This is a genomic window from Herbaspirillum sp. ST 5-3 (assembly GCF_004804275.1).
In the GTDB taxonomy this organism is placed as follows: Bacteria; Pseudomonadota; Gammaproteobacteria; order Burkholderiales; family Burkholderiaceae_D; genus Noviherbaspirillum.
This window is the reverse complement of sequence record NZ_STGI01000015.1, coordinates 1-22274: the sequence shown is the minus strand read 5'-3', so window position 1 is coordinate 22274 and position 22274 is coordinate 1. Positions and strand designations below refer to the sequence as shown.

Sequence of the window (22274 nt, the reverse complement as noted above, 5' to 3'; positions counted from 1 at the left end):
CCTGGCATGCAGTCGAATTTCCTGTACGCAATATTAAAATACATCGACAAAGTCTGCTCCGCCAGCACTTGTTGCGTATCCGCCCGCCCCGCCTCGCACTCGCAGGCGCGGGAACTCCCGTGCTGAAAACCCTGACTAACCTGACCCCCTGAGGTTTTCGCGCCGGGCATCGCCGCCGGCTCCGCCAATTGTTGTCGCGCGCCTTGCTGCGTGACGAGTGCAACGGAGGAAAAACATGATGCAGGACCAGGTAGCAAGCCCCGCCATGCCGGGTGCCGCGGTGCATGAATTGCCGCAGACGAATGAGCCGTATCACGAATTCTCCCCGCCAGTCCGATCCTCTTCCTACGCCTCTTCCGCCGATGCCCGCCAGCGCTCTGAAGATGCCGAGCGCGCCGAACGTCTCGCCAGGATGCTCGGTTGGTTCAGCATCGGCCTGGGTGTTGCGCAATTGCTCGCCCCCCGTGGTGTCGCGCAGGCGGCGGGCGTGGGCCATCGTCCGCGCACCATGCGGGCATTGGGCGTGCGCGAGATTGCCAGCGGTATCGGCATCCTGGCGCGCCCGCGCCAGTCCGGATGGTTGTGGGCGCGCGTGGCGGGCGACGCCATGGATCTGGCCTTGCTGGCGCTGGCCGGCCGTGGGGCGACGGGCGAACGCAGGCGCCTGAATCTGGCGACAGCGGCGGTCGCCGGCGTCACCGCACTCGATGTGCTGTCGAGCATCCAGAGCCAGCGCCAGACGTACGAAACCGCTGAGCCCACCACCCTGCATGTCGAAAAGAGTCTGATCATCAACCGGTCGCCCGAAGACTGCTATCGCTTCTGGCACGATTTTGAAAGCTTCCCGCGCTTCATGAAGCATGTCGAGTCGGTGCGCATTACCGGCGACAACCGCATGCACTGGAAAGCCAAGGGGCCGGCCGGACTCAGCATCGAATGGAACGCGGAACTCACCGCCGACGAGCCGAGCCGCTATCTCGCCTGGCGTTCGGTAGAAGGTTCGGAGGTCGACAATGCGGGCAGCGTGCGTTTCGAGCCCGCACCCGGAGCGCGCGGCACCATCGTGCGCGTCGCGCTGCAATACAGCCCGCCGGGCGGCAAGGCGGGCGCGGTGATCGCCAAGCTGTTCGGCGAAGAACCCTCGCAGCAGGTCGAGGAAGACTTGCGCCGCTTCAAATGGCTGATCGAAACCGGCGAAATCCCGACCACCATCGGCCAGCCCTCCGGCACCCGTGGCGTCGTCAATCGTCTTCTTTTCAGGAAGGGAGAACCGGGATGAAAGCGACCTGCTGGTACGGAAAGAAGGACGTGCGCGTCGACAATGTGCCGGATCCGGAAATCATCAATCCGCGCGACGCCATTGTGAAGGTCACTTCAACTGCGATCTGCGGTTCCGATCTCCATCTGTACAACGGCTTCGTGCCCGCGATGGAGAAGGGCGACATCCTCGGTCATGAGTTCATGGGCGAAGTGGTCGACGTCGGCGACGAGGTGCACAGCCTGAAAGTCGGCGACCGCGTCGTCGTGCCGTTTCCTATCGCCTGCGGCAATTGCTTCTTCTGCCAGGAGAAGTTGTACTCGGTATGCGAAAACTCGAACCCGAATGCGTGGATGGCGGAAAAGATGTGGGGCCATTCGCCGTCCGGCATTTTCGGCTATTCGCATCTCACCGGCGGCTACGCAGGCGGGCAGGCAGAGTATGTGCGCGTTCCGTTTGCCGATGTCGGGCCCTTGAAGGTCCCCGACGGGATGAGCGACGAACAGGTGCTGTTCCTGTCGGACATCCTGCCGACCGGCTACATGGCGGCCGAAGCCTGCGAGATCAAGCCCGGCAGCACGGTCGCCGTCTGGGGTTGCGGCCCGGTCGGGCAGTTCGCGATCCAGAGCGCCTATCTGCTCGGCGCGGAGCGCGTGATCGCCATCGACCGCTTGCCGGAACGGCTGCGCATGGCCTATGACAAATCGAAAGCGATCGCGCTCAACTACGAACAGGTCGATATCGCCGATGCCTTGAAGGACATGACCGGCGGACGCGGCCCGGACGCCTGCATCGACGCGGTCGGCATGGAAGCGCACGGCATGGGCATCATGGGTGCGTACGACCGCGTGAAGCAGGCGATGGCCGCACAAACCGATCGGCCGGTTGCCTTGCGCCAGGCGCTCATGTCATGCCGCAACGGCGGCGTGGTGTCGATCCCCGGTGTGTATGGCGGTTTTCTCGACAAGATACCGTTCGGCGCGGTGATGAACCGCTCGCTCACGATCAAGACCGGTCAGACGCATGTGCAGCGCTACATGCAGCCGCTGCTGGAACGCATCCGCAACGGAGATTTCGATCCGGCCGTGGTCATCACCCACCGCATGGCGCTCGACGATGCGGCTTATGCCTACGAGATTTTCTGCGACAAGCAGGACGAGTGCATCAAGGTCGTATTGCGACCCTGATCTATTGCACGTCGATGTGATACAGCCCCCAGGGGCACAGGCCGAAACGCTCGTTGACAGGCTTGGCCGCCATGTCGGGGAAACGGTCCGCGTCATACACTGCCCACAAGGGGCCGAGGCCGCCCAGCGGCATCGGCTTGCCATCGAGATGGGTGGCGACGATGAAGCGCCGCGAGCGTGCTTCGGCGATCGGCATCGACACCGCATAGCCGTCGATCGCCCTCAGCACCAGCTTGCCGCCATCGGAAATTGCGGCGCCGGTTGCTTTCATCACCTCGGTCAGCAAGGGGCCGCGCAGCGCATGGATTTTGGCATCGTATTCGAGCGTCGGCTTGATCTCGATAGCGGGCAGAGCGGCAATGGCCGCAAAATCGAATGCATGGGCTTTGTCGAACTTGAGCCCCTGCTTCTTCATCATCTGGTCGAGCGCCGGATCGAGTGCGCCGCGGTTGCCTTTGCCGATTGCGCCGGTCACGGTCAGCAGCGCCGGCCCGTTCAAGGGCCCGGCCGCTTTCCTGGCGTGCGCGATTGAGGGAAGCGTCGCCGAGCCGACTGCGGCGGCGGCAAGGAATTCACGTTTGTTCAAAGCGGATTCTCCGAAGTTGTGCGCAATGGCAATACACCTGCGCAATGATATTTGCCGTCCACGAGTTAATCATCTCTCAAATTCATTGTCAATCATGCAATTCCATGCTGAAATATCGTTAACTAAAAGATAACGATTTCAGGGAAAAGCATGATCGATGCAATGCATGCCGCGCAGTCTCTGCGTGCGCTCCTGGCCCAATTCACCCAGGATACCCGCCTGCTGCGCCTGTGCACCTCGCTCGGTGCCGACAAGCTGCTGGTAGAACACATCGACGGCCGCGAAGCGCTGAGCGAAACCTGGTGTTTTACCATCACCGTATTGTGTACCGACGCGCATCTCGACCTTTCTGTTTTGCTTGGTCAGCCCGCGTTGCTGCAACTGCTCACGCAATCAGGCGAATTGCGCCCCATACACGGCCACGTCACCGCTTTCGAGCGTCTCGGCGCCGATGGCGGCTTCGCACGCTACCGCCTCACGCTCGAACCCTGGCTTGCCTTCCTGCGTCACCGTCGCGACAGCTACGTATGGCAAGGCAAGAACGTCCTCGACATCATCGCCGAGATCTTCAGTGACTATCAGGACAAGGGAATGCTGGCACCCGCATGGCGTACCGCGCTCGCCGATCCCGGCCAGTACAAACCGCGCGAGGTCTGCAGCCAATTCGAGGAAAGCGATCTCGCCTTCGTCGAGCGCCTGCTTGCCGAGGAAGGCCTGTTCTACTGGTTCGAACACATCGGCGACACGCACGACGAACACTTTGGCAGCCACACCCTCGTCATCGCCGATCACAACGGCGCTTTCACCGCCAATGCGCAAGCGACCATCCGTTATCACCGCGCCAGTGCCGTCGAACACAGCGACAGCATCACCGCATGGCATGGCGAGCGCAGAATCGGTACCAATACCATCCTTCTCGGCAGCTGGCATGAAACGCAGGCCAGACTGTTCGATACCGAATTCCAGAGTGCCCACGACAACGGCGACGTCCCACGCTTGGTCAGCATCGACCATCCTGGCGTTCGACGCTTCGGCGACCAGGAAGCCGTCGAACGCAGCGCCCGCCTGCAACTGGAAGCGCTGGAAGCGCGCAACAAGATGTATGCCGGCCAGAGCACCGTACGCACCCTCGCACCCGGCACTACCTTCCTCCTGGCCGAACACGCCATCCACGACGCTGCGCGTCACAGCGAGGGCGACGCAGCCGCCACCTTCGCCGTCATCAGCGTGCAGCACCGGGGACGCAACAATCTCGGTTCTGACGCACGCGCACTCATCGACGGCCTGTTCGCCAATACCGCATCAGCACCAGTGCAAGAAGAAGCCATCTACAGCAACCGCTTCACCGCACTGCGCGCCGACATCCCGTGGCGCACCCTGACCGAGGACGGCCATGGCGCCCTGCTGCATCCGAAACCCGCCGTCCACGGCGTGCATACCGCCATCGTCGTCGGCACGCCCGGTCAGGACATCGCTACCGAGCGCGACCATCGCATCAAGGTGCAGATGCACTGGCAGCGCGGCGCGCGCAGTCACAGCCGTCTGCCACATCCGCAAGGCGACGACAATGCGCCCGGCAACGATGGCGCCTACGTCTGGGTACGCGTGGCCGAAGCCGCCGCCGGGCCCAACTTCGGCAGCAGCTTTCTCCCGCGCGTCGGACAAGAAGTCATCCTCGACTACCTCGAAGGCGACATCGACCGACCCGTTGTCATCGGCAGCCTGTACAACGGCAAAGGCATGGACGATGCGCAAGGCAACCAGGTCGCGCAAGGCGCCGGCCCCGCTATCGGCAACGCTCCCGCCTGGTTCGCCGGCAACAGCGCCGAGCATGCGCACAACGCCATCCTGTCCGGCTTCAAGACCCAGGAGATCGGCCACAGTCAGGATGGGCAGGGCGGCCACAACGCGCTGATCCTCGATGACAGCACTGGCCAGGTCGGAGCCCGCCTGCACACCACGCAACATGCCACCCATCTCAACCTCGGCCACATCAAGCGACAGCGCGACAACGCACGAAAGCAAAGCCATGGTCATGGCGTGGAACTCACCACCGCCGCCTACGGTGCTGCGCGCGCCGGCCAGGGTTTGCTCATTTCAGCCGACGAGCGTCCGCAAGCCGGCTCGGCGCAGATGGACGTGAAAGAAGCACACCAACACTTGACGCAGGCCCACGAGTTGCAACAGAGCCTGAGCGACACCGCAGAAAAGCACAATGCCTTCACCGGCAAGACACTCGACAAGGAACGGCACACGCAGCCGGAAACGGTCCTTGCGCGAGCGCTTGATTCTCTCGCGCAGACCGCAGAGGGCATCGGCACGGCCGACGGCGGCGGAGCGGGCACGGTCCACGCGTTCGGCCGCCCCGATCTGGTCATGAGCGCACCGGGCGGCATTGCGCTGCTCACACCCGCCGATGTTCATGCAGCGGCCGGCGCAATCACCATCACGGGCGGCACCGACGTCAGCGCGACCATCGGCCGCAACCTGTCGCTCGCCGTGAAGGAAGGCATCAGCCTGTTCACCTGCGGCGATGCCAAAGCCGCGCGCAAGGAGCAGGGCGACAAGGGCATCAAGCTGCACGCGGCGCAAGGCAAGGTGGATGTCCAGGCGCAGAGCGCCGAAGTGAAGATCGCGGCGGACAAGAATGTCGGCATCGACAGCACCAGCGCCAAGGTAGAAGTCGCGGCGAAGGAACATGTGATGCTGACGGCGGGCGGGGCATATATCAAGATCGCCGGCGGCAACATCGAGATTCATGCGCCGGGGAAGGTGGAGTTCAAGGCGGGGATGAAGGTGCTGGATGGGCCGGCGAAGAAAAAAATCGATTTGCCAGTCTTACCTCTGCCTGAGCATCTTCGCCGCTATAGCGTGCAGATTGACTTAAGCGACTTTATCGGCATGGACCCTGAAACGAAAAAAGCAATCGCAAACTTGCCGTACGAATTCCGCAGGAAATCCGGCGAAGTCATGGCGCATGGCAGCACTGATCAATTAGGCGACACCGCGCGAATCTATACAAAAAAACCGGAAGACATCGTGCTTTACGTTGGCGACGGCGAATGGAATCTTTCCCTCGACTGCATTCACAAGATATCCGAGGACAACAAGAATGGATAACTTCGATACAAACGACATCTCTGTGACCAACACACAGAATACAAATAACGATTCAGATCTCCCTTCGGCGCCAACTGCGCCAAGCACACCAACATCTCCATCAGCCGAACAAAGCACTTCGAAGCATCCCACGGATGACGAAGCGGCATCCACGGGATCGTCAGCGAGCGAACAGCCCCCTGCGTCCACAACGACTTCTGTAGAGCAGGAAAATGATTGTGACAACGCGACGCTCGACCTTTACATGCGTGACGCGCACGGTGATCCGATACCGAATCTGGCATTCCGCGTACTGGATCTTGGCCCGAGGCTCTCTCCGGGACGCGCGACTCCAACCCCGAAAGAAGTATTCAAAGGGACAACCGACACAAAAGGCCGCGCCCCGTTGATTTCCGGTCTAAAAGTCGGCACGCGCTTTGAAGTGCAAGTCAAAAAGGACGATGGTAGTTACAAATTTGCCGCGATTGGCCCCATTGCCGCACAAGAGAACACTGCATGCCTGCAAAGCCCCAAGGTACGCTTTGAATTCAGCACGCTGACTCACAATGGAAGTGCCGGTCAGGCAGATAAGAGGAAAGAAGACACCATTAAAAGCCATAACCAAAAACCGGAGGCGAAACCCAATATTTCACGAAACCCCGACGTCAAGCCAACTGTTCTTGAAGACCGAAATGAGAGTGGCCATCCAACGGCGATTGTGAAAGATGGCCTACAGAACATGTATGGACAGCATGCCTTTTACACCCCGGTGCCAAACGCCGGCAAAAGCGATCTGGACAAGGTGAAAGCCCTGATTGAATTTGGAATGGAACAAGCGGGATGGGTCCACACCGCTGATACGAGTGCCACGATCATTGAAAAAATGAAGAGCGGCAAATATCAGATTGCCGGGACGAAGAACGCCAACGGATTTGGTGCATCCGTTCATAGATGCAACAAGTATGTGAAGATCGCTCTTTGGAAAGCCGGGTACAGTCATAACAACGGCGATATTGCTCCGCTCATTGCTGCGGCCAAAGACATGGGGGCAGCCTTGGTTAACGCTGGCTTTACTGATATCACCACTCAGATTCCGGACGCGCGATGGGCAGCACCAGGAGACATTATCGTCTACGAAAAAATCGACGATCCTCATTACGTGGGACACATAGACATCCGCACATATGATGGCTATTTGAGCGACTTTTTCGAGTCTTATTTGCCCTATTCCAAATTTCGGGTAACCGGCATTTATCGCAAATATTTTGATCCGATGCCGGAACTGCGAATGCTCGCATTTCTTAAAGTCATTCGCTATCGTGAAGCAGAAACTGTTGCAAAAAAATACGGTGACCAAGCAACATACCGTGCGTTGCCTTTGGCGGCGAATATGGGCTTAATGTTCGACAGCTTTAACACCCATCCTTTTGAAGGAAGCGCAAGCAAGTTTTCTGCTTCCGGCGCCTACGGCATTCGACCTAGTGTATGGAAGGGATATGCACTCCCGGATTCCAAAACGCCCCACCCGCGCGTGCCAATACTTGGGAACGCTCCTAAATTCAGCCCTGCAGTTCAGGATCGTATTGCTACCGCAATCATGGAGCTTCACCTTGGGCAAGGCTATGTTGCCAATAAAGGAATAACAGAATTGGGTTTGGTGCGAAAAGGTGAAATCGAAAAAGCGGCCAATCTTTTAGCAACCAGATCTCCATATCAATGGACGTCATTGCCAGGCGGCACAGAGGCAAAAAAATACAGTGTTTCGGAAATGATGTCTAATTACGAAAAATTCTTAGCGGAGTTAACCATCAAATGAACATGCGCTCCTTTTATTTCGTTTTCTTGATTTGCCTTGGGATAGCCAGCGGATCGGCGGAAGCAGGAGAGAATTCTTCGAAGGCACGCATAGTCACAGTAGGCAAGGCCACTACGCCAGACGAGAAAGCAGTGCTCGACACCGTTCAAAAAGTCTATAAATTTAGCTCGCGTGATTTCGTCTGCGTTTGGGGGGGTAAAAATGTACAGGGGAATTTCGTTAAAAAGTTCAGTCCTTATTTCTCCGAACAAATCATCAATGAATTTTTTCGAGACAATAAAGCGTGCGAGGTCGTCGGAGGTGCCAGATATGGTTTTGAGGTGCTCGATGATACTGATATGCCACTCAACGATCCTGATTATTGGAGCGATAAGAAATACAAATTGGTCCGCATTGAAACTCCAGAAATTACTAACGACAAAGCGACGGTGGGAGTGAGATTCTGGACTTATCTGGAGCCCGGAAAGGATCCGATTGATCAAGATCATGAAGGGACAATCGTCTATCTCACTAGGCTTGGAGGCGTATGGAAAGTGTCAAATTTTGATAGTTATTATCTGAGTGGTTTCCGTTCACTGATCGACAGCTATCCTAGCGTGGCCAATCCAGAGTGGGATGGAACATACAACAGAAAATCCTTGAAGATTCCTCAGCATTTCAAATAGTTTTTGGCAAGCGATCGATCAACAACGGCATGGAAAATAAACTCATTCCATCGTTTGTCATTTTCGCGCTAACGCTAGCGTTTTGCCCTATTGCCAGCGCTTCAAAATCAAATTCAGAAGTATGCAAATCCCTAAAGAGCGGAGCATATCTAACCGACGAGAAGTTCAACCAAGTCAACGGCGAAATTAACCTAGGAACCATTTCTGCATCATGGGACGACCTCGATTACTCGGGAATCAAATACTACATCGTAGCCCCAAAGGAATACTCAGACGGCGCGATGCCAACGCTTATTGGGTTTAGTGTCGAGCTACGTGAAGCCGCTTTTTCCTGCCGGGGATTTGCAATCTTTGAAGCAAGATTTGGCTTAAACGCACACAACTTCGGACCGGGTAGTTTTTCATTTAACTACCCTTTGATGCTGCTAAACAAAGATTACCTCCCTGCTAACGTTCGAGCCCCAGAAAGGATTGTTGGCAATTTGAAGACTGGTTGGCTTAGCTCGCTTCTTAACGAAAAACCCGTATCTGGTCTCGAATTGGGAGAAGCGGCCGCCGGCAGTGCTAAAGTCAAATTTATCAATAGCGGCAACTCAATTTTGGCAATTGAAAAGTGGTCTGCCACCGATGAGCAAAACAATATTCTTCTTATTAAGAACCACTGCGCAATTATTGAGCTAAAGCCAGGCGCAGCTTGCGAGGCAGAATTCAAATGGAACAGCAGCAAGGGAGGCAAAGCATCATATGCTTCGTGGGCGGTTGACGTAAAGAATCCAGATCGCACTCTCGAAGTTATTGTGGAGGAAAGGAATGGAAAGTTATTACTTGGGATAAGAAATTAAAAACATGAACATTCACCATTTTCGTTTTCTTGATTCCCCCGGCGTCAGAGTTGCTTATAGCTGATGCTACCGCACCACTTTCAACAGCGCGACCTTCTCCTGAGGCATTTGCACCCGGGCTAATTAAACAAAGCCGCAAAAACGCTGCCATAGTTGTCAGTCATACCGATGCAGCGGGAAACTGTGGCTGGATTTTAGGTTCTCTCGGCGAACCTGCTGTCCTTGAAAAAGGAACGCAATTTGAGATTCGCTTGATGAAGACGGTAGTTGGTCAGGCGTCAGTGTAGTCCGTGCAAAACGAGGTTATTTTCACGGCCGGCCAAGCCCAAAAAGCAAAGAGAAAACGTTTGTCGTCGCACGTGATCTTATATACATCTACGACGAAACACCATTCAGTTTCCCAAGCGATGAATTGGTCTCTTAAGCTCGCTCGCCAAAATGCGCGGCATCACCACATTTAATGTACCTACGCTAAACCACCACAATCAACGCCGCCGCAGACACAATCAACACCACCTTCGTCGCGTAATACGCGTTCCTGTTCCAGGCCTTGAACCGTCGGCGATATTGTCCCGCCATCCAGACGAAACGGAACAATTTGTTGACGCCGCCGAGCTGATCTCCAGTTTCGTTCGGCGAGCTCGCGGCGGTCATCATGGTGCGTCCAAGCCAGCGGTTCACTGCCTGCGCCCAGCGGTAGCGCATCGGCCGCTCGATGTCGCAGAACAGGATGATGCGATCGCAGTCGGTGTCGTTCTTTGCCCAGTGGATGTAGGTTTCGTCGAAGATCACGCTTTTGCCGTCGGCCCAGCTGTAGCGCTGGCCGTCGACTTCGATGAAGCAGCGCTCACTGTCGGGCGTGACCAGCCCGAGGTGATAGCGCAGCGATCCGGCAAACGGGTCACGGTGCATGTTGAGTTTTCCTCCCGGCGGCAATTCGGCAAACATCGCCGCTTTCACGGACGGTATCACGCGTAGCAAGGCGACCGTTTGCGGACACAGGCGTTCCGCGGAGGGGTGGCTGGCTTCATACCATTTGAGGTAGAAGCGCTTCCAGCCATATTTGAAAAAGGAATTGAAACCGGCGTCGTCGTTCTTCTCCGCCGCCTTGATTTTCTGCAGCGCGATCAGGTTCAAGGCTTCCGCTCGAATCGTTTCCCACTGATCTTCCAGCGGCTTGAGTTCCCTGAAGTCGTCGTTCGAAAAATACGGCGTGGATGGTACGCGCGAGAACAGGTGCATGAACAGATTGATCGGCGCCATGAACGACGAATGGTCGAACAACTGGCGCATGAAAGGCAGGCGCACCTTTCCGCGAAAGTGGATGTGGAGGATCGAAAGCAGGTAGAGAGAAACGACAGCCCATTTCATGGCACGACTCGATGCAGGAAAAACATGCCGGCATGGCGGGTGCGGCCGGCGATCTGCATGAATACCGTATCGACAAGGCGTGTGCTTTATGCAAACGCAAATTGCCTGCGCAGAGGAGTGCTTAGGGTTTCGTGGAGGAGAGGGCTCCGGCGCCCTTGCTCATGCGTGCATTGACGCCATAGAAGAGCACGGTCAGCTGGGCGAGAATATTCAGTCCGGCAACCATTGCAATCAGCGAATTCCTGACAACAAACAGTGCGTACAAGACAGCGATTGCCGCGATGGCAATCCATCCGCCCCACGCCAGCAGCGAGATGGATAGGCGGGCGTCGCGGTCGCGGTGATACTTCAGGATCTGAGGCACGTACAAGGCCGACGCTGCAATGCCCGATGCGCCGTACAAGACGCTTAACACCTGTTCCATCATTTTCCGTCGACAAAAGCACTGTTGATTCGAATGCATCGTCTGCCAAAGAGACGCCGCAGCGACGATTCTAACGGTCGATTTGCAGCCGGAAAACATTTTTGCGAAGAAAGTTGTAACCGATTTTGTAGAGGCGCGACATTGGTTCGCCTGGGCTCCCAGCCAAGCCTCGACGCGATTGAGCTTTGTCAATTCTTGTCGGTTGACTTCTTGCGATATGCGCCAGTGGATAAGACGTTGACCTTCTTATACTGAACCCAAAAGGGAGCAATCTTATGCAAGCTCGCGGCTCAAACCACACTGAACGCACACGTGCGACGCAGGAACTTTTTGGGTCGCCATCGTGCCCCGCCTTCTGCAAAGAATAGGCCCCTTTGTCGGCCTCGCTGTCTTCGGGCTGGCGTTGCTGATCTTGCACGATTGGCTGCGCACACAGCCCTACCTGGGACTGAAGGCGGCCTTGTCCGCGCTGCCGGCGCTCTCGCTTGTGCAGGCCGCAATCCTGGCAGTGGCCGGGTATGGGGTACTCACCGGTTACGATTTGCTGGGCCTGCGATTCATCGGCCGGCGGCTGACCGTGCCAACCGCCGCCGCGACGTCTTTCATTGCCAATGCGCTGGGAAACAACTTCGGCAATACCTTGATCACCGGTTCGGCCGTGCGTTACTGGATCTACACCTCTGCGGGTCTGTCGACTTCCGAAATCGCGCGAGTCGTGCTGTTCTGCAGCGTCGGTTTCTGGCTGGGATTTCTCTTTGTCGGCGGAACGGTGTTCGTGCTCTTTCCGGTGAATCTGCCCGCTGCAATCGAATGGGCAGGAGCGACGACGCGGCCACTCGGGCTCGTCTTCTTTGCGTTGCTTGCCGCCTATCTGGTACTGGTTGCGATGCGCAAGCGATTAATGCCTGCGTGGCGAAACACCGTCTTGCCATCGCTTGCGTTAACGCTAGGCCAGATCATGGTTGCGTCCCTCGACCTGTGCCTGATGGCGTCTGTGTTCTACGCTTTGCTGCCGTCATCGGCCGACATTGGATTCGCCCGTTGCCTGACGGTGTTTCTCGTCGCCCTGGTGGCCGGCAATGTGAGTCTCGTGCCGGGCGGCCTGGGTGTTTTCGAATCGGCGGTGGTGCTGCTTCTCGGGCGGCGCGTCGCCGCCATCGACCTCGCCGGTGCGTTGCTGATGTTTCGCCTGATTTACTTCGTCGCGCCGCTGGTTGTCGCGGCAGCGCTGGCGGCCATACGCTCGCGCGCGGGTTCGCTATGGCATCTGCGCGGCATGGTGGCGAAAGGCTCACGTTTGCTCATCGCGGTAGCGCCGCAATTATTGGCGGCCACGGTCTTCGTCGCGGGTGCCGTGTTGCTGTTTTCCGGATCGGTGCCGGCAGCGGCGGGGCGGCTGGAAACATTGAATCATGTCCTGGCGCTGCCCCTGATCGAAGCTTCCCACTTTGTCGCAAGCCTTGCTGGGGCGGTATTGCTGCTGCTCGCACGTGCGCTACAGCGGCGCCTCGACGCGGCCTGGCATCTTGCAGTGCTGTTGCTCGGCGCAGGAGCTGCCTTGTCGCTATCCAAAGGCTGGGACTTCGAAGAGGCAAGCGTGCTCGTCCTTGCATGCCTTGCGCTGCTGTCCTTGCGCCGCCAGTTCTATCGCAAGTCCTCTCTGCTGGGAGAACCGTTCAGCGGAGCGTGGACGGCTGCCATCGTGATAGTGATGGCTGCATCCTCCTGGCTCTTGTTCTTCGCATACGGCAATGCTCCGTATTCAGAACAATCGTGGTGGACTTTCGCACTGCACGCCGAAGCCTCGCGCTCGCTCCGCGCTACTGTCGGTGCGATGGTGCTGATCGCCATGTTCGCCTTGTATCGCCTGCTGGGGCCGATGCAGCCCATGCCACCATTACCGGACATCAGCGACCTGGAGCGCGTGCGTCCTCTTGTTGAACGTTCGACGGCGACCTATGCGAACCTTGTCCTGCGGGGCGACAAGGCAGTGCTGTTCAGTGCAGCACAGGATGCATTTCTGATGTATGGGCGCAGAGGCCGCAGCTGGATCGCGATGGGAGATCCCGTCGGCGCGGACGATGGTGCGCGCGAGCTGCTCTGGCAGTTCCATGATCTCTGCGACCGGTTCGATGGCTGGTGCGTATTCTTCGAGGTGGGGAAGAAGTGGCGTGCTCAGTATGCCGAACTGGGGCTTGGGCTGACGCCGCTCGGCGAGGAAGCGCGTGTCGCGCTGACCGACTTCGACATCGACACGTCGGCGCACAAGAGACTGCGTCAGGCGCGAGCACGAATGCAGCGCCAAGGCTACAGCTTCGACATTCTCCCGCGCGAGGCAGTGCCTGCGATGCTGCCGTCGCTGGCGCAGATTTCCGATGCCTGGTTGGCCGGCAAGGCGACACATGAAAAAGGATTCTCGAACGCCTCGTTCGACGCGAATTACCTCAAGCAGTTTCCGGTGGGAGTCGTGCGAAGCGGTACGGAAATCATCGCCTTCGCCAATTTGTGGCTCGGCGCGGGCAAGGAAGAGTTGTCGGTTGATCTCATGCGTCACTTGCCGTCCGCACCGAACGGCACCATGGACTTGCTGTTCTGCGAATTGATGCTATGGGGGCGCAAGGAAGGATTCAAGTGGTTCAACCTGGGCATGGCACCCCTGTCCGGGCTGGCCGAGTACGCGCAAATGCCGATATGGCGCTCTCTCGGAACCTTGTTGTATCGGCATGGCGAGCACTTCTACAACTTCGCGGGCTTGCGTCACTATAAAGCCAAGTTCAATCCCGTCTGGCGGCCTTTGTATCTTGCTTCGCCAGGTGGCGTGGCCCTGCCCGCGATCCTTGTCGACGTCGCTGCGCTGATGGCGGGCAGCGTCCCAGGCATCATTTCGAAGCGTGGCACTGCTGCGCAAAAACGATCATGCGACGATTTCTGAGCCCCTTCGTGCTGACCTTGAGTGTCATCCTCATTGCGGGGTACATCTACGTCGCATTTCGCCTGGGCGCGACCTGGCCGCAGCGCTGTTTGCTTGCACTGCCGTTCCTCATGGTGTGGATCGTGCCCGCAGTCTACTGGGCAGGCGACCGCGAAAGTTCGACTGCGGCGGACGAACTGGTGCATGCCGCCAGTTACCTCTGCATGGGGTGGTTGAATTTTCTGGTGCTGCTTGCCCTGGCACGCGACGTTCTTCTTGCGGCGGCATGGGCGCTTCACGCGCAAGCATTGTTCAGCTTGCTTGATGACGCCGGCCCGACGCTGGTGTTTGCCGGTTCATTTGCCGCGTTGGCGGTCGGATTGCTGGCCGCTTTCCGCGGGCCGCATCTGCGTCGGGTGACGATTCCGGTCGACGGTCTTCATCCCGCGCTGCACGGCTTGCGCATCGTCCAGATCAGCGATCTCCATGTCGGGCCAACGATCGGCGAGCGCTACGTGCAACGCGTGGTGCAGATGAGTAACGCGTTGAACGCCGACCTCATCGTGCTCACCGGCGACATCGTCGACGGCCCTGTGAGCCGCCTGGCACGCCATGTGGCGCCGCTGGGCGAATTGAGGGCGCGCCACGGAAGCATTTTCATTCTCGGTAACCACGACTGTTATGCCGGCGCGCAGGCATGGATCGCGCATTTCCGATCGCTCGGGATGGAAGTCTTGCTCAACGAGTATCGGATATTTGAGCGCGACGGTGCGAAGGTCGTGGTCGGCGGCGTCGTCGATCCGGCACTGAGCTTGACCGATCCGGAGCAGAAGCCGCGCCCTGATCTCGCCGTGGCGCCGCAGGCTGGGCGCGCACTGCGCATATTGCTCGCGCATAACCCCTCCCTGGCTTCGCGCGCGCAGGAAGCCGGTTTCGACCTGCAGTTGTCGGGACATACGCACGCCGGGCAATTCTTTCCCTGGACGATTGCTGTGCGCCTGGTGCATGCGCCGCATGTTGCCGGGTTGTCGCGGCTTGGTTCGATGTGGGTGTATGTCAATGCGGGTACGGGGACTTGGGGGCCGCCGGTGCGCTTCGGCACTGAACCCGAACTGACCTTGCTTCAGCTCACGGCGCATATGACCTGAAGAGCGGATGATGTTGATTGCATGCTGCGCGAGCGCGCATGGAACAATGAAGAGATCGTGATGAATGACACGGAAGATGCCGCCATTGCCACCGTCGATTTGTGCAAACGCTTCGATGGCTTCACCGCGCTTGAAGGACTAAGCCTGACTGTGGGGCGCGGCTTGATTTTCGGGCTCCTGGGCCCGAATGGCGCCGGCAAGAGTACGACGATCAAGATCCTCACCACCTTGCTCGACGCCAGTTCCGGGGCGGCCGTAGTGGCCGGCTACGATGTCGCGAAGAAGCCGGTCGATGTGCGGCGCCATATCGGCTATGTGCCGCAGATGGTGTCCGCGGACGGCGGTCTGACCGGCTACGAAAACCTTTGCCTGTCTGCGAGCCTGTATGGACTTCGCGGTGCCCGGCGCGAAGAGCGCATCAGCGAAGCCCTGGCGTTTTCCGGCTTGCAGGAGGTGGCGGCAAAATTGGTGCGAACCTACTCCGGCGGCATGATTCGCCGCCTTGAGATTGCGCAGGCGACGCTGCATTACCCGGAGGTCTTGTTTCTGGATGAGCCGACCATCGGCCTGGACCCGGTCGCCCGGCGCGCCGTGTGGGAAAGACTGAAGCATCTGCGTCAAGCCAAGGGAATGACCATCCTGATCACCACGCACGACATGGAGGAAGCCGACATCCTGTGCGATGAACTGGCTATTCTGCACCAGGGCCGACTGGCGGCCCTGGGCAAACCTGCCGAGCTCAAGGCGCAGGTCGGACCTCAGGCCACATTGGAGGACGTGTTTGTTCATTTCAGCGGCGCCGTGATCGATCAGGGCGGCAACTTCCGCGATATACGTGAAAGCCGCGGCACCATTCAGCGGCTGGGATAAGACATGCTCGATTTCCTCTACGAGACCGCCGCCATCGCCAAAGCCGAGATGCACAAGCTGTTGCGCGACCCTACCGAACTTCTGTCGCGCGCCGTGCAACCGGTATTGTGGCTGGCTGTCTTCGGTCAGGTCTTCAGCCAGGTAAGGGGTATACCGACCGGGAACCTGCGCTACCTGGATTACATGGCGCCTGGGATTCTTGCGCAAAGCATTCTCTTCAGTGCGATCTTCTATGGCATCGCGATCATTTGGGAGCGTGATCTGGGCATCGTCCACAAGCTGCTGGTGACCCCGGCGCACCGCAGCGCGCTGGTGCTTGGCAAGGCGCTGGCAGCGGGCTTGAGGGGGCTGGTGCAGGCAACCGTGGTCTATCTCGTGGCGATTGCCCTGAGCGTGGCCGTACGTTGGGAGTTGAAGCAGATACTTATCATGGCCGCCGCCGTTTTTCTTGGGTCATGCATTTTCTCGACGTTCTCGCTGGTCATCGCCTGCATCGTCAAGACGCGCGAACGGTTTATGGGCATCGGCCAGGTGCTCACGATGCCCTTGTTCTTTGCGTCGAATGCAATCTATCCGCTGGAGCTGATGCCGGCCTGGCTGAGATCGATTGCCGCATTCAACCCGCTGACCTATCTGGTGGACGCATTGCGCGGCGTGATGATTGTCGGCGGAAGAAGTGCCTACGCCCAAAGCACGAGTTTCAGCGTGATGGTGTTGACCTTCGCCGTGCTTCTGGCCATCGCGTCCAGGCTTTATCCGGGGCTGGCTCGCTGATCCGTGCCCGGTACTCAGGACGTGTGCAGGAGATGGTCTGCGAGACAGGCGCCGAAGCCGAAGGTGATCAGGCTGCCTGCGATCATTGCCAGGTCGAGCATGGCAGCGCAGATGCCGGCGCTGATCACGCCGACGCCAAGGATCAGCAGCGGCCGCAGCTTTCCCGCTGCGGTGGGACTGGGTGTCGTGCCCGTGTCCTGCGCATCCGGCGTCAATAGCAGGAAAAGTGGGCAGCGTTGACACTGGCTCTCGTCAAAGGAGGGCAACTTGAGGCATTCGTCGCATGCGCTTGTGTGCATGGTTCCCATGGATGCAAGATCATGGCAGAGCGATTCTGCTCAAGAAAAGATTACATCTTTGCATGGCCGCGAGCGCAGCCGCGACATGGGGAAAATCGGAATTTCTTGATGTGGAATAAGCGCGGATGCAAGAGAGGATTTGCCGGTCAGACGAGTTCGAGGACCGCGCCGTTGCGCCCGACTTTGCACATGCTGTTTGCCGGCATGACTTTCTCGCGGCCGTCGGCCGCTCTGAGAAACAGCCATCCGTCGCAGGCCTGGGTGACGGTGGCGCGAAACTCGGTGATACCCCTTGCGTTGCATTTCATGACGATCTCGCGCCGGAACGCCACCGTATCGCCGACTTGTATCTTGCGCATTTCCATCCTCTCGAGAAGCCTTGTTCCCGGTAGACAGGTTCCGCATGACAATGTTCCCTGCTGTAAATCTGTTACGCCACGGGAAAAGCGAGGCCTCCGACATGAAAGTTGTGTTCGCACAAAACATGACTGTGCCGGCGCATTGAATAATACGCAACGATCCCAATTCCACGTGCCGAGGGAGATGCAAATTGAAAAACGCGATTAACGCGGAATATGATGTCGCGCCGCCGCGCGGATTTATCGACAAGATCCTCTCTTCACAGCGGCGCAAGCTGTTCGACGCTTTCACGGCCTTCAAGCAGGGCGACAACAATGGAAGCGTACTGAACGTGCGCATCGCGCTGCCTGACGACGCGGCGGATCATGGGGATTATCTGTTTGCCTGGAGCGGCCCGCAGCAGCGCGCCAACATCACCACCTTCCAGCTCGGTGCGCCGGCCGGCACTCGGCGGCAACCGTCGGGCGACATGCGCCTGCCTTATGGCGACGGCGAGTTTGACTGGGTGGTGTGCAACGAAGTGATCGAGCGCACGGGCGACTTCGGGAAACAGTTTGCGCTGGTGCAGGAGCTGGCTCGCGTATCCGGCAAGGGCTTGTTCGTGACGACCGCGAATCGGCGTTATCCGATCGAATTCAACACGCGCTTGCCGTTCCTGCATTGGCTGCCGCACAAGTGGTGGTGGCGTGTGCTGAAGTGGACAGGCAGAACCAGGTCGGCGGCCGCATCGAAACTCAACCTGGTGGACGCAGCCGCGCTGTACAAATTTGCCAGTCTGCTACCCGGCAAGCCGGAACATGATGTCGGACATAAACGCGTCTTCGGCATCAAGGCGCATTTTTTTCTGATGGTCCGGAAGGAGAAAAGCTGAGGTCAATGCAACATGGACCTCATGCATTTGCGCGGAACATCAATTGATCCAGGAATGGAACCCATCATCGCGTTGATAGTAATCCGCATTGCCCGATGCGCCCGACTGCGCACCCGTCGTCCCGGAACTGCCGCTTGTGTCGCGATGCATACCCATGCCGGAGCAACCGGCCAGTAGCGCAACCGTGACTGTGATCATGAGTGATTTCATTGCAAGCCTCCAACGTGCGTCAAACGAGGTATCAATATAGGCGGCGCACCTCCCTCATGTGATCGGCAAGATGGCCGGCGCGTGATGTGGCGCAAAGGTGCTGCGCATTCGCATTCCGCTCGCAAACGCTGATGTTGGCAGTACGTTTCCTTTGCATCGGTCTCCGAGATCAGCGGCCATAGATGCCAGTCAATGTTGCTGCCGCAATTTGATGGGCATGCAAGGCCGATGCGATCGATACAGGCGGCGCATCGGCGGCGACAGGCAGCTTGTCGATGTCGAGCGCGTGCACGGTGAGCACATAGTGGTGCGGCTTGTCGCCCTTTGGCGGGCAGGCGCCGCCGAAATCGAAGCTGCCGAAATCATTGCGGCCATGCCTTGCGCCATCCGGCAGGTTGCCCTTCTTGCCGGCGCCGTTGTCGAGACGGGTCACCGAGTTGGGGATATCGATCACGATCCAGTGCCACCAACCCTTGCCGTTCGCCGCGTCCGGGTCATGCATGGTCACTGCGAAGCTCCTGGTGTTCGACGGCGCGCTGGACCATTCAAGCTGCGGCGAACGGTTGTCGCCTTCGCAGCCTCTGCCTCGATAAACCTGGTCGGACTTGAGCGTCGCGTTGTCGCGGATGTCTGCGCTGCGAACATGAAAATCCTGCGCCAGGACATCGCCGGCCAGGAGAGCGAACAGAAAAAAAGCAGAGGTCAGGTATCGCATGCGTGGCTCCTTTCACATTGATCGGCCGCGGCAGGGGCGGGACGCGGTTCTGGCAATCGTCTCAAAAAAGGCTAATCTGTTCTCAAAGGTTTCGACCATGCATGAAGGGCGATGCGCGAGTCCACCCGCGCCATTTTGCAGCGAAATATTGTTTCAGGCGCATGAACCGAAGCGCGCCATCCTCACAGGAGAATCCTATGCAATCCACATTCCACGCGTCCGATTCAGGTCAAGCCGTGATTCGGAACACGACGGCGATAGACAACGAGCAACTGGTCGTGACCCTGCATCCCGGAAACGATTCCATGGTCGATATCCAGATCAAGGAAGAGGTGTCGGACGGAGAACTGGTGTCGAACTCGATTTCAATCAATCAGCCGAACATGCAAAAACTGGTGGCGTGGCTGCGCGATCAGGGCGTGGTCGATTGAACATCGAAGGCTAAGTACCTGCTCATAAAACACGGTGATTGTCTGTGGCCCAAGTCGGCGCGCTACTGCGTTGCCCGCCCCTGGCAGTGCTCGCACTGCGTCGCGTCAGGCGCCTTGCATCGCATTCGACATGGACCACATCCATCTCACAGTTTTTTATGAGCAGGTACTTAGTGCTTGAGCAGCGTCATCGCGATCTTGCGTGCCTCTTCCTCGGCGGCGCGCTCGGTCGGGAATACGGTCTCCACCGCGACGCGCTGATGCGGAAATACTTCGTTCCTGTGCATCGGGTTGTGAGACGGCCCGTAGATCGTCACATAGGCGCCCCAGCCTTCGACATCGGCAAGCCGGATACCCGAATATTCGATGTCGAATTCACCTATCGTCTCCTGCGCCATCGCGGCCTCCGGCTATTCATGCGGATACATGCGGATATTCATCACCCCCTTGACGGAACGCGCATTCCCTTTCCGGGCGCGGTGCTAGTCTGATAGCAGGGCAGGAAATCAGGGTTTCATACGGGGGAACAAATGCCAGTTTATGAATATACGCGTCGCGCGGGAAAACAATACACCTACACTATTGAGTACGATCAAGGGGAATATTTCATTCATCGCGATGGACAGATGAAGAAATCCTTCCCCGATGCGATGGCGTCCGGCATGGCGCCGCACGAGGCCACTCCGGACCTGATGCTGCGCATGGCAATCGCGGACATCGAGGCGCTCAGCGGCATGGAAGAATGAACACCGGAAACCGGTTCAGGCTAGTTTGCTGCGTCGAGTTGCAGATTGCCAAGCACCGCGCGCAATGCCTTGCTGTAGAGTGAGGTGAGGTTGTCCATGGTCTCCAGCAAGCGCTCGCTGCTGGTGGCGACGTTTTTCAGGTTGCTCGCCGTGTCCCCGTGGCCGAGCAGCGCCTGCTCGAAAAATACCCACTGCGTCTTCGCCAGTTCGATCTCGCGACGGATCTGCGTATTGCTTAATGGCGAGGCTTCCAATGCCGCCAGCGTGTTCTTGAACTCAGCGCGATACGGCTCGGTGCCGGCCTTGCCGTTGCCCAGCGCCGCTGAAAAATACAGACGGGCCATGCGCTGCGACAGCATGCGCTGGCGCCCCGAGGCATTGACCACGCCGGCATTTTGTAACAGCGCGCGTCCCTCGAACACGGCAGTCAGATTCTCGGCGTCGGTAACGATTTTGTCTGTCAATCGATGGGCGGCCAGCACATTCGCCTTGTTCGGCGGCAGGGCAAGCGCCTTCGCATAGGAGCGGTAACTCGCGGCAATGGCGTCGAGTGCCACCTTGGCAAGCGGCGGGAGCGGCCCGCGGTTGATGAAGCTCAGGTTTTCCTCGAAGCGCTTCTGCGACTGGACGAGTTGCTCCTGCGCCTTGTCCGGCATCAGATTCAGCGCGAGCTGTGCATAAGCCTTGCCCATACGCTCGGCGAGCATCCGAAGCCGCCCCGCTTCATTGATCAGCTCGCCCGCATCCGGCATGGACGCGCGCGGCGACACCGAGACAGGCGACGGGGGCGGATTGGCTGCGAAGACGCACGAGCAGGAAACTGCCAGCGAGAGCGCACTGACCACCTGACGCAACATAAATGAATTCTCCTTTCGTATGGACGGCATGATGCGAGCGTATGGTGCCGGATCGCATGGCGGCCGACCATATGCAGCTTGGACTATTGCAGAATCGTCCGAACATTGATCCACATTCATTTCCTCCCGGCAGCGATGCAAGGCGGATTGTGGGCCTTGCTTACCTGCCGATGACGGAGACGGACTCACGAACTCACGCGAGGCCGTGGGCACGCACGGGCAAAATGGCGACGATGAAAACCGCGACCTATCGCACAGTGCATTGGAGAGCCGACATTCAGGTTGACGAATTGGCGAGCTGGCAATTCCAGGGCATGGTCTTGCTGCTGCATGAAGGGCTGCCGATTTCAGAGCAGGCCGTGCATCGGACGGGCGATGTGTCCGATACGCAGGAAGGAGCGCTGGTGGAAGCGAAGGTGCTGGCCAATCGCATGCTTGGCGAGTTGTGGTGAGTCGGTGCGGGCCTCATTGCGCTTTTGCAATCGCGTGCAAGGAGATACGGGAAATCCTTCGGGGCGCACATGAAGTGTTGCGTCCATGCCGCGACTTTGGCTGGCGAGACGCAGTGCGGCATGGATGCTTGACGAGGGTCAGATTGCCCTATCGGGAAATCCCGAACACTGATGGTGCTGTGCATGTACGGCCCCCAGACAAAAGGCGCAGCCGGCGTCAATCAATCGAGAATTCCTGTCGCGCATCGCAGGCGCGACAAGTGCCCGAACGAAGGGATGCAGCGGCTTTGTGCGAGAGGGCTGCCCTAAGAGCCTTACATGGACGCCGCCGTTTGCCAAGTAAAAACCGCATGATCCAAACAGAATAGAGATTGCGAACTTA

23 protein-coding genes are annotated in these 22274 nt (G+C 58.3%); 14 read left to right on the top strand and 9 right to left on the bottom strand.

What is annotated here, in order from left to right; genetic code table 11:
* Positions 1-235: 235 nt before the first annotated feature.
* A complete protein-coding gene (locus E6W33_RS22595) occupies positions 236-1279 on the top strand; it encodes an SRPBCC family protein (protein ID WP_247869744.1) in 1044 nt (347 codons plus the stop codon).
* Positions 1276-2445, top strand: a complete 1170-nt coding sequence (locus E6W33_RS22590) for a zinc-dependent alcohol dehydrogenase (RefSeq protein ID WP_136419634.1) — start codon at positions 1276-1278, stop codon at positions 2443-2445. Before E6W33_RS22595 ends, E6W33_RS22590 begins: the two co-directional genes overlap by 4 nt.
* A gap of 1 nt (position 2446) precedes the next feature.
* Here the strand turns inward: E6W33_RS22590 and E6W33_RS22585 are convergent, their stop codons facing one another.
* On the bottom strand, positions 2447-3031 hold the full coding sequence (locus tag E6W33_RS22585) for a molybdopterin-dependent oxidoreductase (RefSeq protein ID WP_136419633.1): 585 nt from the start codon (positions 3029-3031) through the stop codon (positions 2447-2449).
* A 150-nt stretch (positions 3032-3181) separates the two neighbouring features.
* Between E6W33_RS22585 and E6W33_RS22580 the strand changes: the two genes are divergently transcribed.
* Genes E6W33_RS22580 through E6W33_RS22565 form a run of 4 tightly spaced genes read left to right on the top strand, consistent with a single transcriptional unit; the run spans position 3182 to position 9453 of the window.
* Entirely contained in the window at positions 3182-6151 is a 2970-nt protein-coding gene (locus E6W33_RS22580; RefSeq protein ID WP_136419632.1) for a type VI secretion system Vgr family protein, read from the top strand.
* Positions 6144-7946, top strand: a complete 1803-nt coding sequence (locus E6W33_RS22575; protein ID WP_136419631.1) for a hypothetical protein — start codon at positions 6144-6146, stop codon at positions 7944-7946. The genes E6W33_RS22580 and E6W33_RS22575 overlap by 8 nt, the downstream gene beginning before the upstream one ends.
* The gene (locus E6W33_RS22570) at positions 7943-8611 is read left to right on the top strand and encodes a hypothetical protein (protein ID WP_136419630.1); all 669 of its coding nucleotides are present in this window, start codon (positions 7943-7945) and stop codon (positions 8609-8611) included. Before E6W33_RS22575 ends, E6W33_RS22570 begins: the two co-directional genes overlap by 4 nt.
* Before the next feature lie 29 nt (positions 8612-8640).
* On the top strand, positions 8641-9453 hold the full coding sequence (locus E6W33_RS22565) for a hypothetical protein (protein WP_136419629.1): 813 nt from the start codon (positions 8641-8643) through the stop codon (positions 9451-9453).
* A gap of 471 nt (positions 9454-9924) precedes the next feature.
* Here the strand turns inward: E6W33_RS22565 and lpxO are convergent, their stop codons facing one another.
* Positions 9925-10824, bottom strand: a complete 900-nt coding sequence (gene lpxO, locus E6W33_RS22560; RefSeq protein WP_136419628.1) for a lipid A hydroxylase LpxO — start codon at positions 10822-10824, stop codon at positions 9925-9927.
* A 121-nt stretch (positions 10825-10945) separates the two neighbouring features.
* Positions 10946-11251 (bottom strand): hypothetical protein, encoded by a 306-nt coding sequence (locus tag E6W33_RS22555; RefSeq protein WP_136419627.1) that lies wholly within the window; start codon positions 11249-11251, stop codon positions 10946-10948.
* A gap of 340 nt (positions 11252-11591) precedes the next feature.
* Between E6W33_RS22555 and mprF the strand changes: the two genes are divergently transcribed.
* The 4 genes from mprF to E6W33_RS22535 are packed head-to-tail and all read left to right on the top strand — an operon-like array spanning position 11592 to position 16951.
* Positions 11592-14180: a bifunctional lysylphosphatidylglycerol flippase/synthetase MprF gene (gene mprF, locus E6W33_RS22550; protein ID WP_168798725.1), complete on the top strand. Its 2589-nt coding sequence runs from the start codon at positions 11592-11594 to the stop codon at positions 14178-14180.
* Positions 14165-15307, top strand: a complete 1143-nt coding sequence (locus E6W33_RS22545; protein WP_136419625.1) for a metallophosphoesterase — start codon at positions 14165-14167, stop codon at positions 15305-15307. Before mprF ends, E6W33_RS22545 begins: the two co-directional genes overlap by 16 nt.
* A gap of 21 nt (positions 15308-15328) precedes the next feature.
* Complete coding sequence (locus E6W33_RS22540; protein ID WP_211097409.1) at positions 15329-16177, top strand: ATP-binding cassette domain-containing protein; 849 nt, start codon at positions 15329-15331, stop codon at positions 16175-16177.
* Positions 16178-16180: 3 nt separating this feature from the next.
* Positions 16181-16951, top strand: coding sequence for an ABC transporter permease (locus tag E6W33_RS22535; RefSeq protein ID WP_136419624.1), 771 nt, complete (start codon positions 16181-16183; stop codon positions 16949-16951).
* A 14-nt stretch (positions 16952-16965) separates the two neighbouring features.
* On the opposite strand, the gene E6W33_RS22530 is transcribed toward E6W33_RS22535, so the two are convergent.
* Entirely contained in the window at positions 16966-17250 is a 285-nt protein-coding gene (locus E6W33_RS22530) for a hypothetical protein (RefSeq protein WP_136419623.1), read from the bottom strand.
* Positions 17251-17396: 146 nt separating this feature from the next.
* Positions 17397-17615, bottom strand: coding sequence for a hypothetical protein (locus E6W33_RS22525; protein WP_211097408.1), 219 nt, complete (start codon positions 17613-17615; stop codon positions 17397-17399).
* A 185-nt stretch (positions 17616-17800) separates the two neighbouring features.
* Here E6W33_RS22525 and E6W33_RS22520 point away from each other — a divergent pair, with 185 nt between their 5' ends.
* On the top strand, positions 17801-18481 hold the full coding sequence (locus E6W33_RS22520) for a class I SAM-dependent methyltransferase (RefSeq protein ID WP_136419621.1): 681 nt from the start codon (positions 17801-17803) through the stop codon (positions 18479-18481).
* A gap of 39 nt (positions 18482-18520) precedes the next feature.
* On the opposite strand, the gene E6W33_RS27145 is transcribed toward E6W33_RS22520, so the two are convergent.
* Entirely contained in the window at positions 18521-18691 is a 171-nt protein-coding gene (locus E6W33_RS27145; RefSeq protein ID WP_168798724.1) for a hypothetical protein, read from the bottom strand.
* Between the two features lie 169 nt (positions 18692-18860).
* Positions 18861-19406, bottom strand: coding sequence for a YbhB/YbcL family Raf kinase inhibitor-like protein (locus E6W33_RS22515; protein ID WP_136419620.1), 546 nt, complete (start codon positions 19404-19406; stop codon positions 18861-18863).
* A gap of 197 nt (positions 19407-19603) precedes the next feature.
* Between E6W33_RS22515 and E6W33_RS22510 the strand changes: the two genes are divergently transcribed.
* Complete coding sequence (locus tag E6W33_RS22510) at positions 19604-19837, top strand: hypothetical protein (protein ID WP_136419619.1); 234 nt, start codon at positions 19604-19606, stop codon at positions 19835-19837.
* A gap of 170 nt (positions 19838-20007) precedes the next feature.
* Here E6W33_RS22510 and E6W33_RS22505 read toward each other — a convergent pair whose 3' ends face one another.
* Complete coding sequence (locus E6W33_RS22505; RefSeq protein ID WP_136419618.1) at positions 20008-20235, bottom strand: hypothetical protein; 228 nt, start codon at positions 20233-20235, stop codon at positions 20008-20010.
* A gap of 132 nt (positions 20236-20367) precedes the next feature.
* On the opposite strand from E6W33_RS22505, the gene E6W33_RS22500 reads away from it, so the two are divergent.
* Complete coding sequence (locus tag E6W33_RS22500; protein ID WP_136419617.1) at positions 20368-20583, top strand: hypothetical protein; 216 nt, start codon at positions 20368-20370, stop codon at positions 20581-20583.
* A gap of 20 nt (positions 20584-20603) precedes the next feature.
* Here E6W33_RS22500 and E6W33_RS22495 read toward each other — a convergent pair whose 3' ends face one another.
* Positions 20604-21440: a type IV pili methyl-accepting chemotaxis transducer N-terminal domain-containing protein gene (locus E6W33_RS22495; RefSeq protein WP_168798723.1), complete on the bottom strand. Its 837-nt coding sequence runs from the start codon at positions 21438-21440 to the stop codon at positions 20604-20606.
* Positions 21441-21673: 233 nt separating this feature from the next.
* Here E6W33_RS22495 and E6W33_RS22490 point away from each other — a divergent pair, with 233 nt between their 5' ends.
* Positions 21674-21892: a hypothetical protein gene (locus E6W33_RS22490; RefSeq protein ID WP_136419615.1), complete on the top strand. Its 219-nt coding sequence runs from the start codon at positions 21674-21676 to the stop codon at positions 21890-21892.
* The last annotated feature ends 382 nt before the right edge of the window (positions 21893-22274 follow it).

Coding starts and splice junctions, on each gene's coding strand:
- E6W33_RS22595 (WP_247869744.1), top strand. CDS start 236: ATGATGCAGGACCAGGTAGCAAGCCCCGCCATGCCGGGTGCCGCGGTG.
- E6W33_RS22590 (WP_136419634.1), top strand. CDS start 1,276: ATGAAAGCGACCTGCTGGTACGGAAAGAAGGACGTGCGCGTCGACAAT.
- E6W33_RS22580 (WP_136419632.1), top strand. CDS start 3,182: ATGATCGATGCAATGCATGCCGCGCAGTCTCTGCGTGCGCTCCTGGCC.
- E6W33_RS22575 (WP_136419631.1), top strand. CDS start 6,144: ATGGATAACTTCGATACAAACGACATCTCTGTGACCAACACACAGAAT.
- E6W33_RS22570 (WP_136419630.1), top strand. CDS start 7,943: ATGAACATGCGCTCCTTTTATTTCGTTTTCTTGATTTGCCTTGGGATA.
- E6W33_RS22565 (WP_136419629.1), top strand. CDS start 8,641: ATGGAAAATAAACTCATTCCATCGTTTGTCATTTTCGCGCTAACGCTA.
- lpxO (WP_136419628.1), bottom strand. CDS start 10,824: ATGAAATGGGCTGTCGTTTCTCTCTACCTGCTTTCGATCCTCCACATC.
- E6W33_RS22555 (WP_136419627.1), bottom strand. CDS start 11,251: ATGATGGAACAGGTGTTAAGCGTCTTGTACGGCGCATCGGGCATTGCA.
- E6W33_RS22545 (WP_136419625.1), top strand. CDS start 14,165: ATGCGACGATTTCTGAGCCCCTTCGTGCTGACCTTGAGTGTCATCCTC.
- E6W33_RS22540 (WP_211097409.1), top strand. CDS start 15,329: ATGCTGCGCGAGCGCGCATGGAACAATGAAGAGATCGTGATGAATGAC.
- E6W33_RS22535 (WP_136419624.1), top strand. CDS start 16,181: ATGCTCGATTTCCTCTACGAGACCGCCGCCATCGCCAAAGCCGAGATG.
- E6W33_RS22530 (WP_136419623.1), bottom strand. CDS start 17,250: ATGCACACAAGCGCATGCGACGAATGCCTCAAGTTGCCCTCCTTTGAC.
- E6W33_RS22525 (WP_211097408.1), bottom strand. CDS start 17,615: ATGGAAATGCGCAAGATACAAGTCGGCGATACGGTGGCGTTCCGGCGC.
- E6W33_RS27145 (WP_168798724.1), bottom strand. CDS start 18,691: ATGAAATCACTCATGATCACAGTCACGGTTGCGCTACTGGCCGGTTGC.
- E6W33_RS22515 (WP_136419620.1), bottom strand. CDS start 19,406: ATGCGATACCTGACCTCTGCTTTTTTTCTGTTCGCTCTCCTGGCCGGC.
- E6W33_RS22510 (WP_136419619.1), top strand. CDS start 19,604: ATGCAATCCACATTCCACGCGTCCGATTCAGGTCAAGCCGTGATTCGG.
- E6W33_RS22505 (WP_136419618.1), bottom strand. CDS start 20,235: ATGGCGCAGGAGACGATAGGTGAATTCGACATCGAATATTCGGGTATC.
- E6W33_RS22500 (WP_136419617.1), top strand. CDS start 20,368: ATGCCAGTTTATGAATATACGCGTCGCGCGGGAAAACAATACACCTAC.
- E6W33_RS22495 (WP_168798723.1), bottom strand. CDS start 21,440: ATGTTGCGTCAGGTGGTCAGTGCGCTCTCGCTGGCAGTTTCCTGCTCG.
- E6W33_RS22490 (WP_136419615.1), top strand. CDS start 21,674: ATGAAAACCGCGACCTATCGCACAGTGCATTGGAGAGCCGACATTCAG.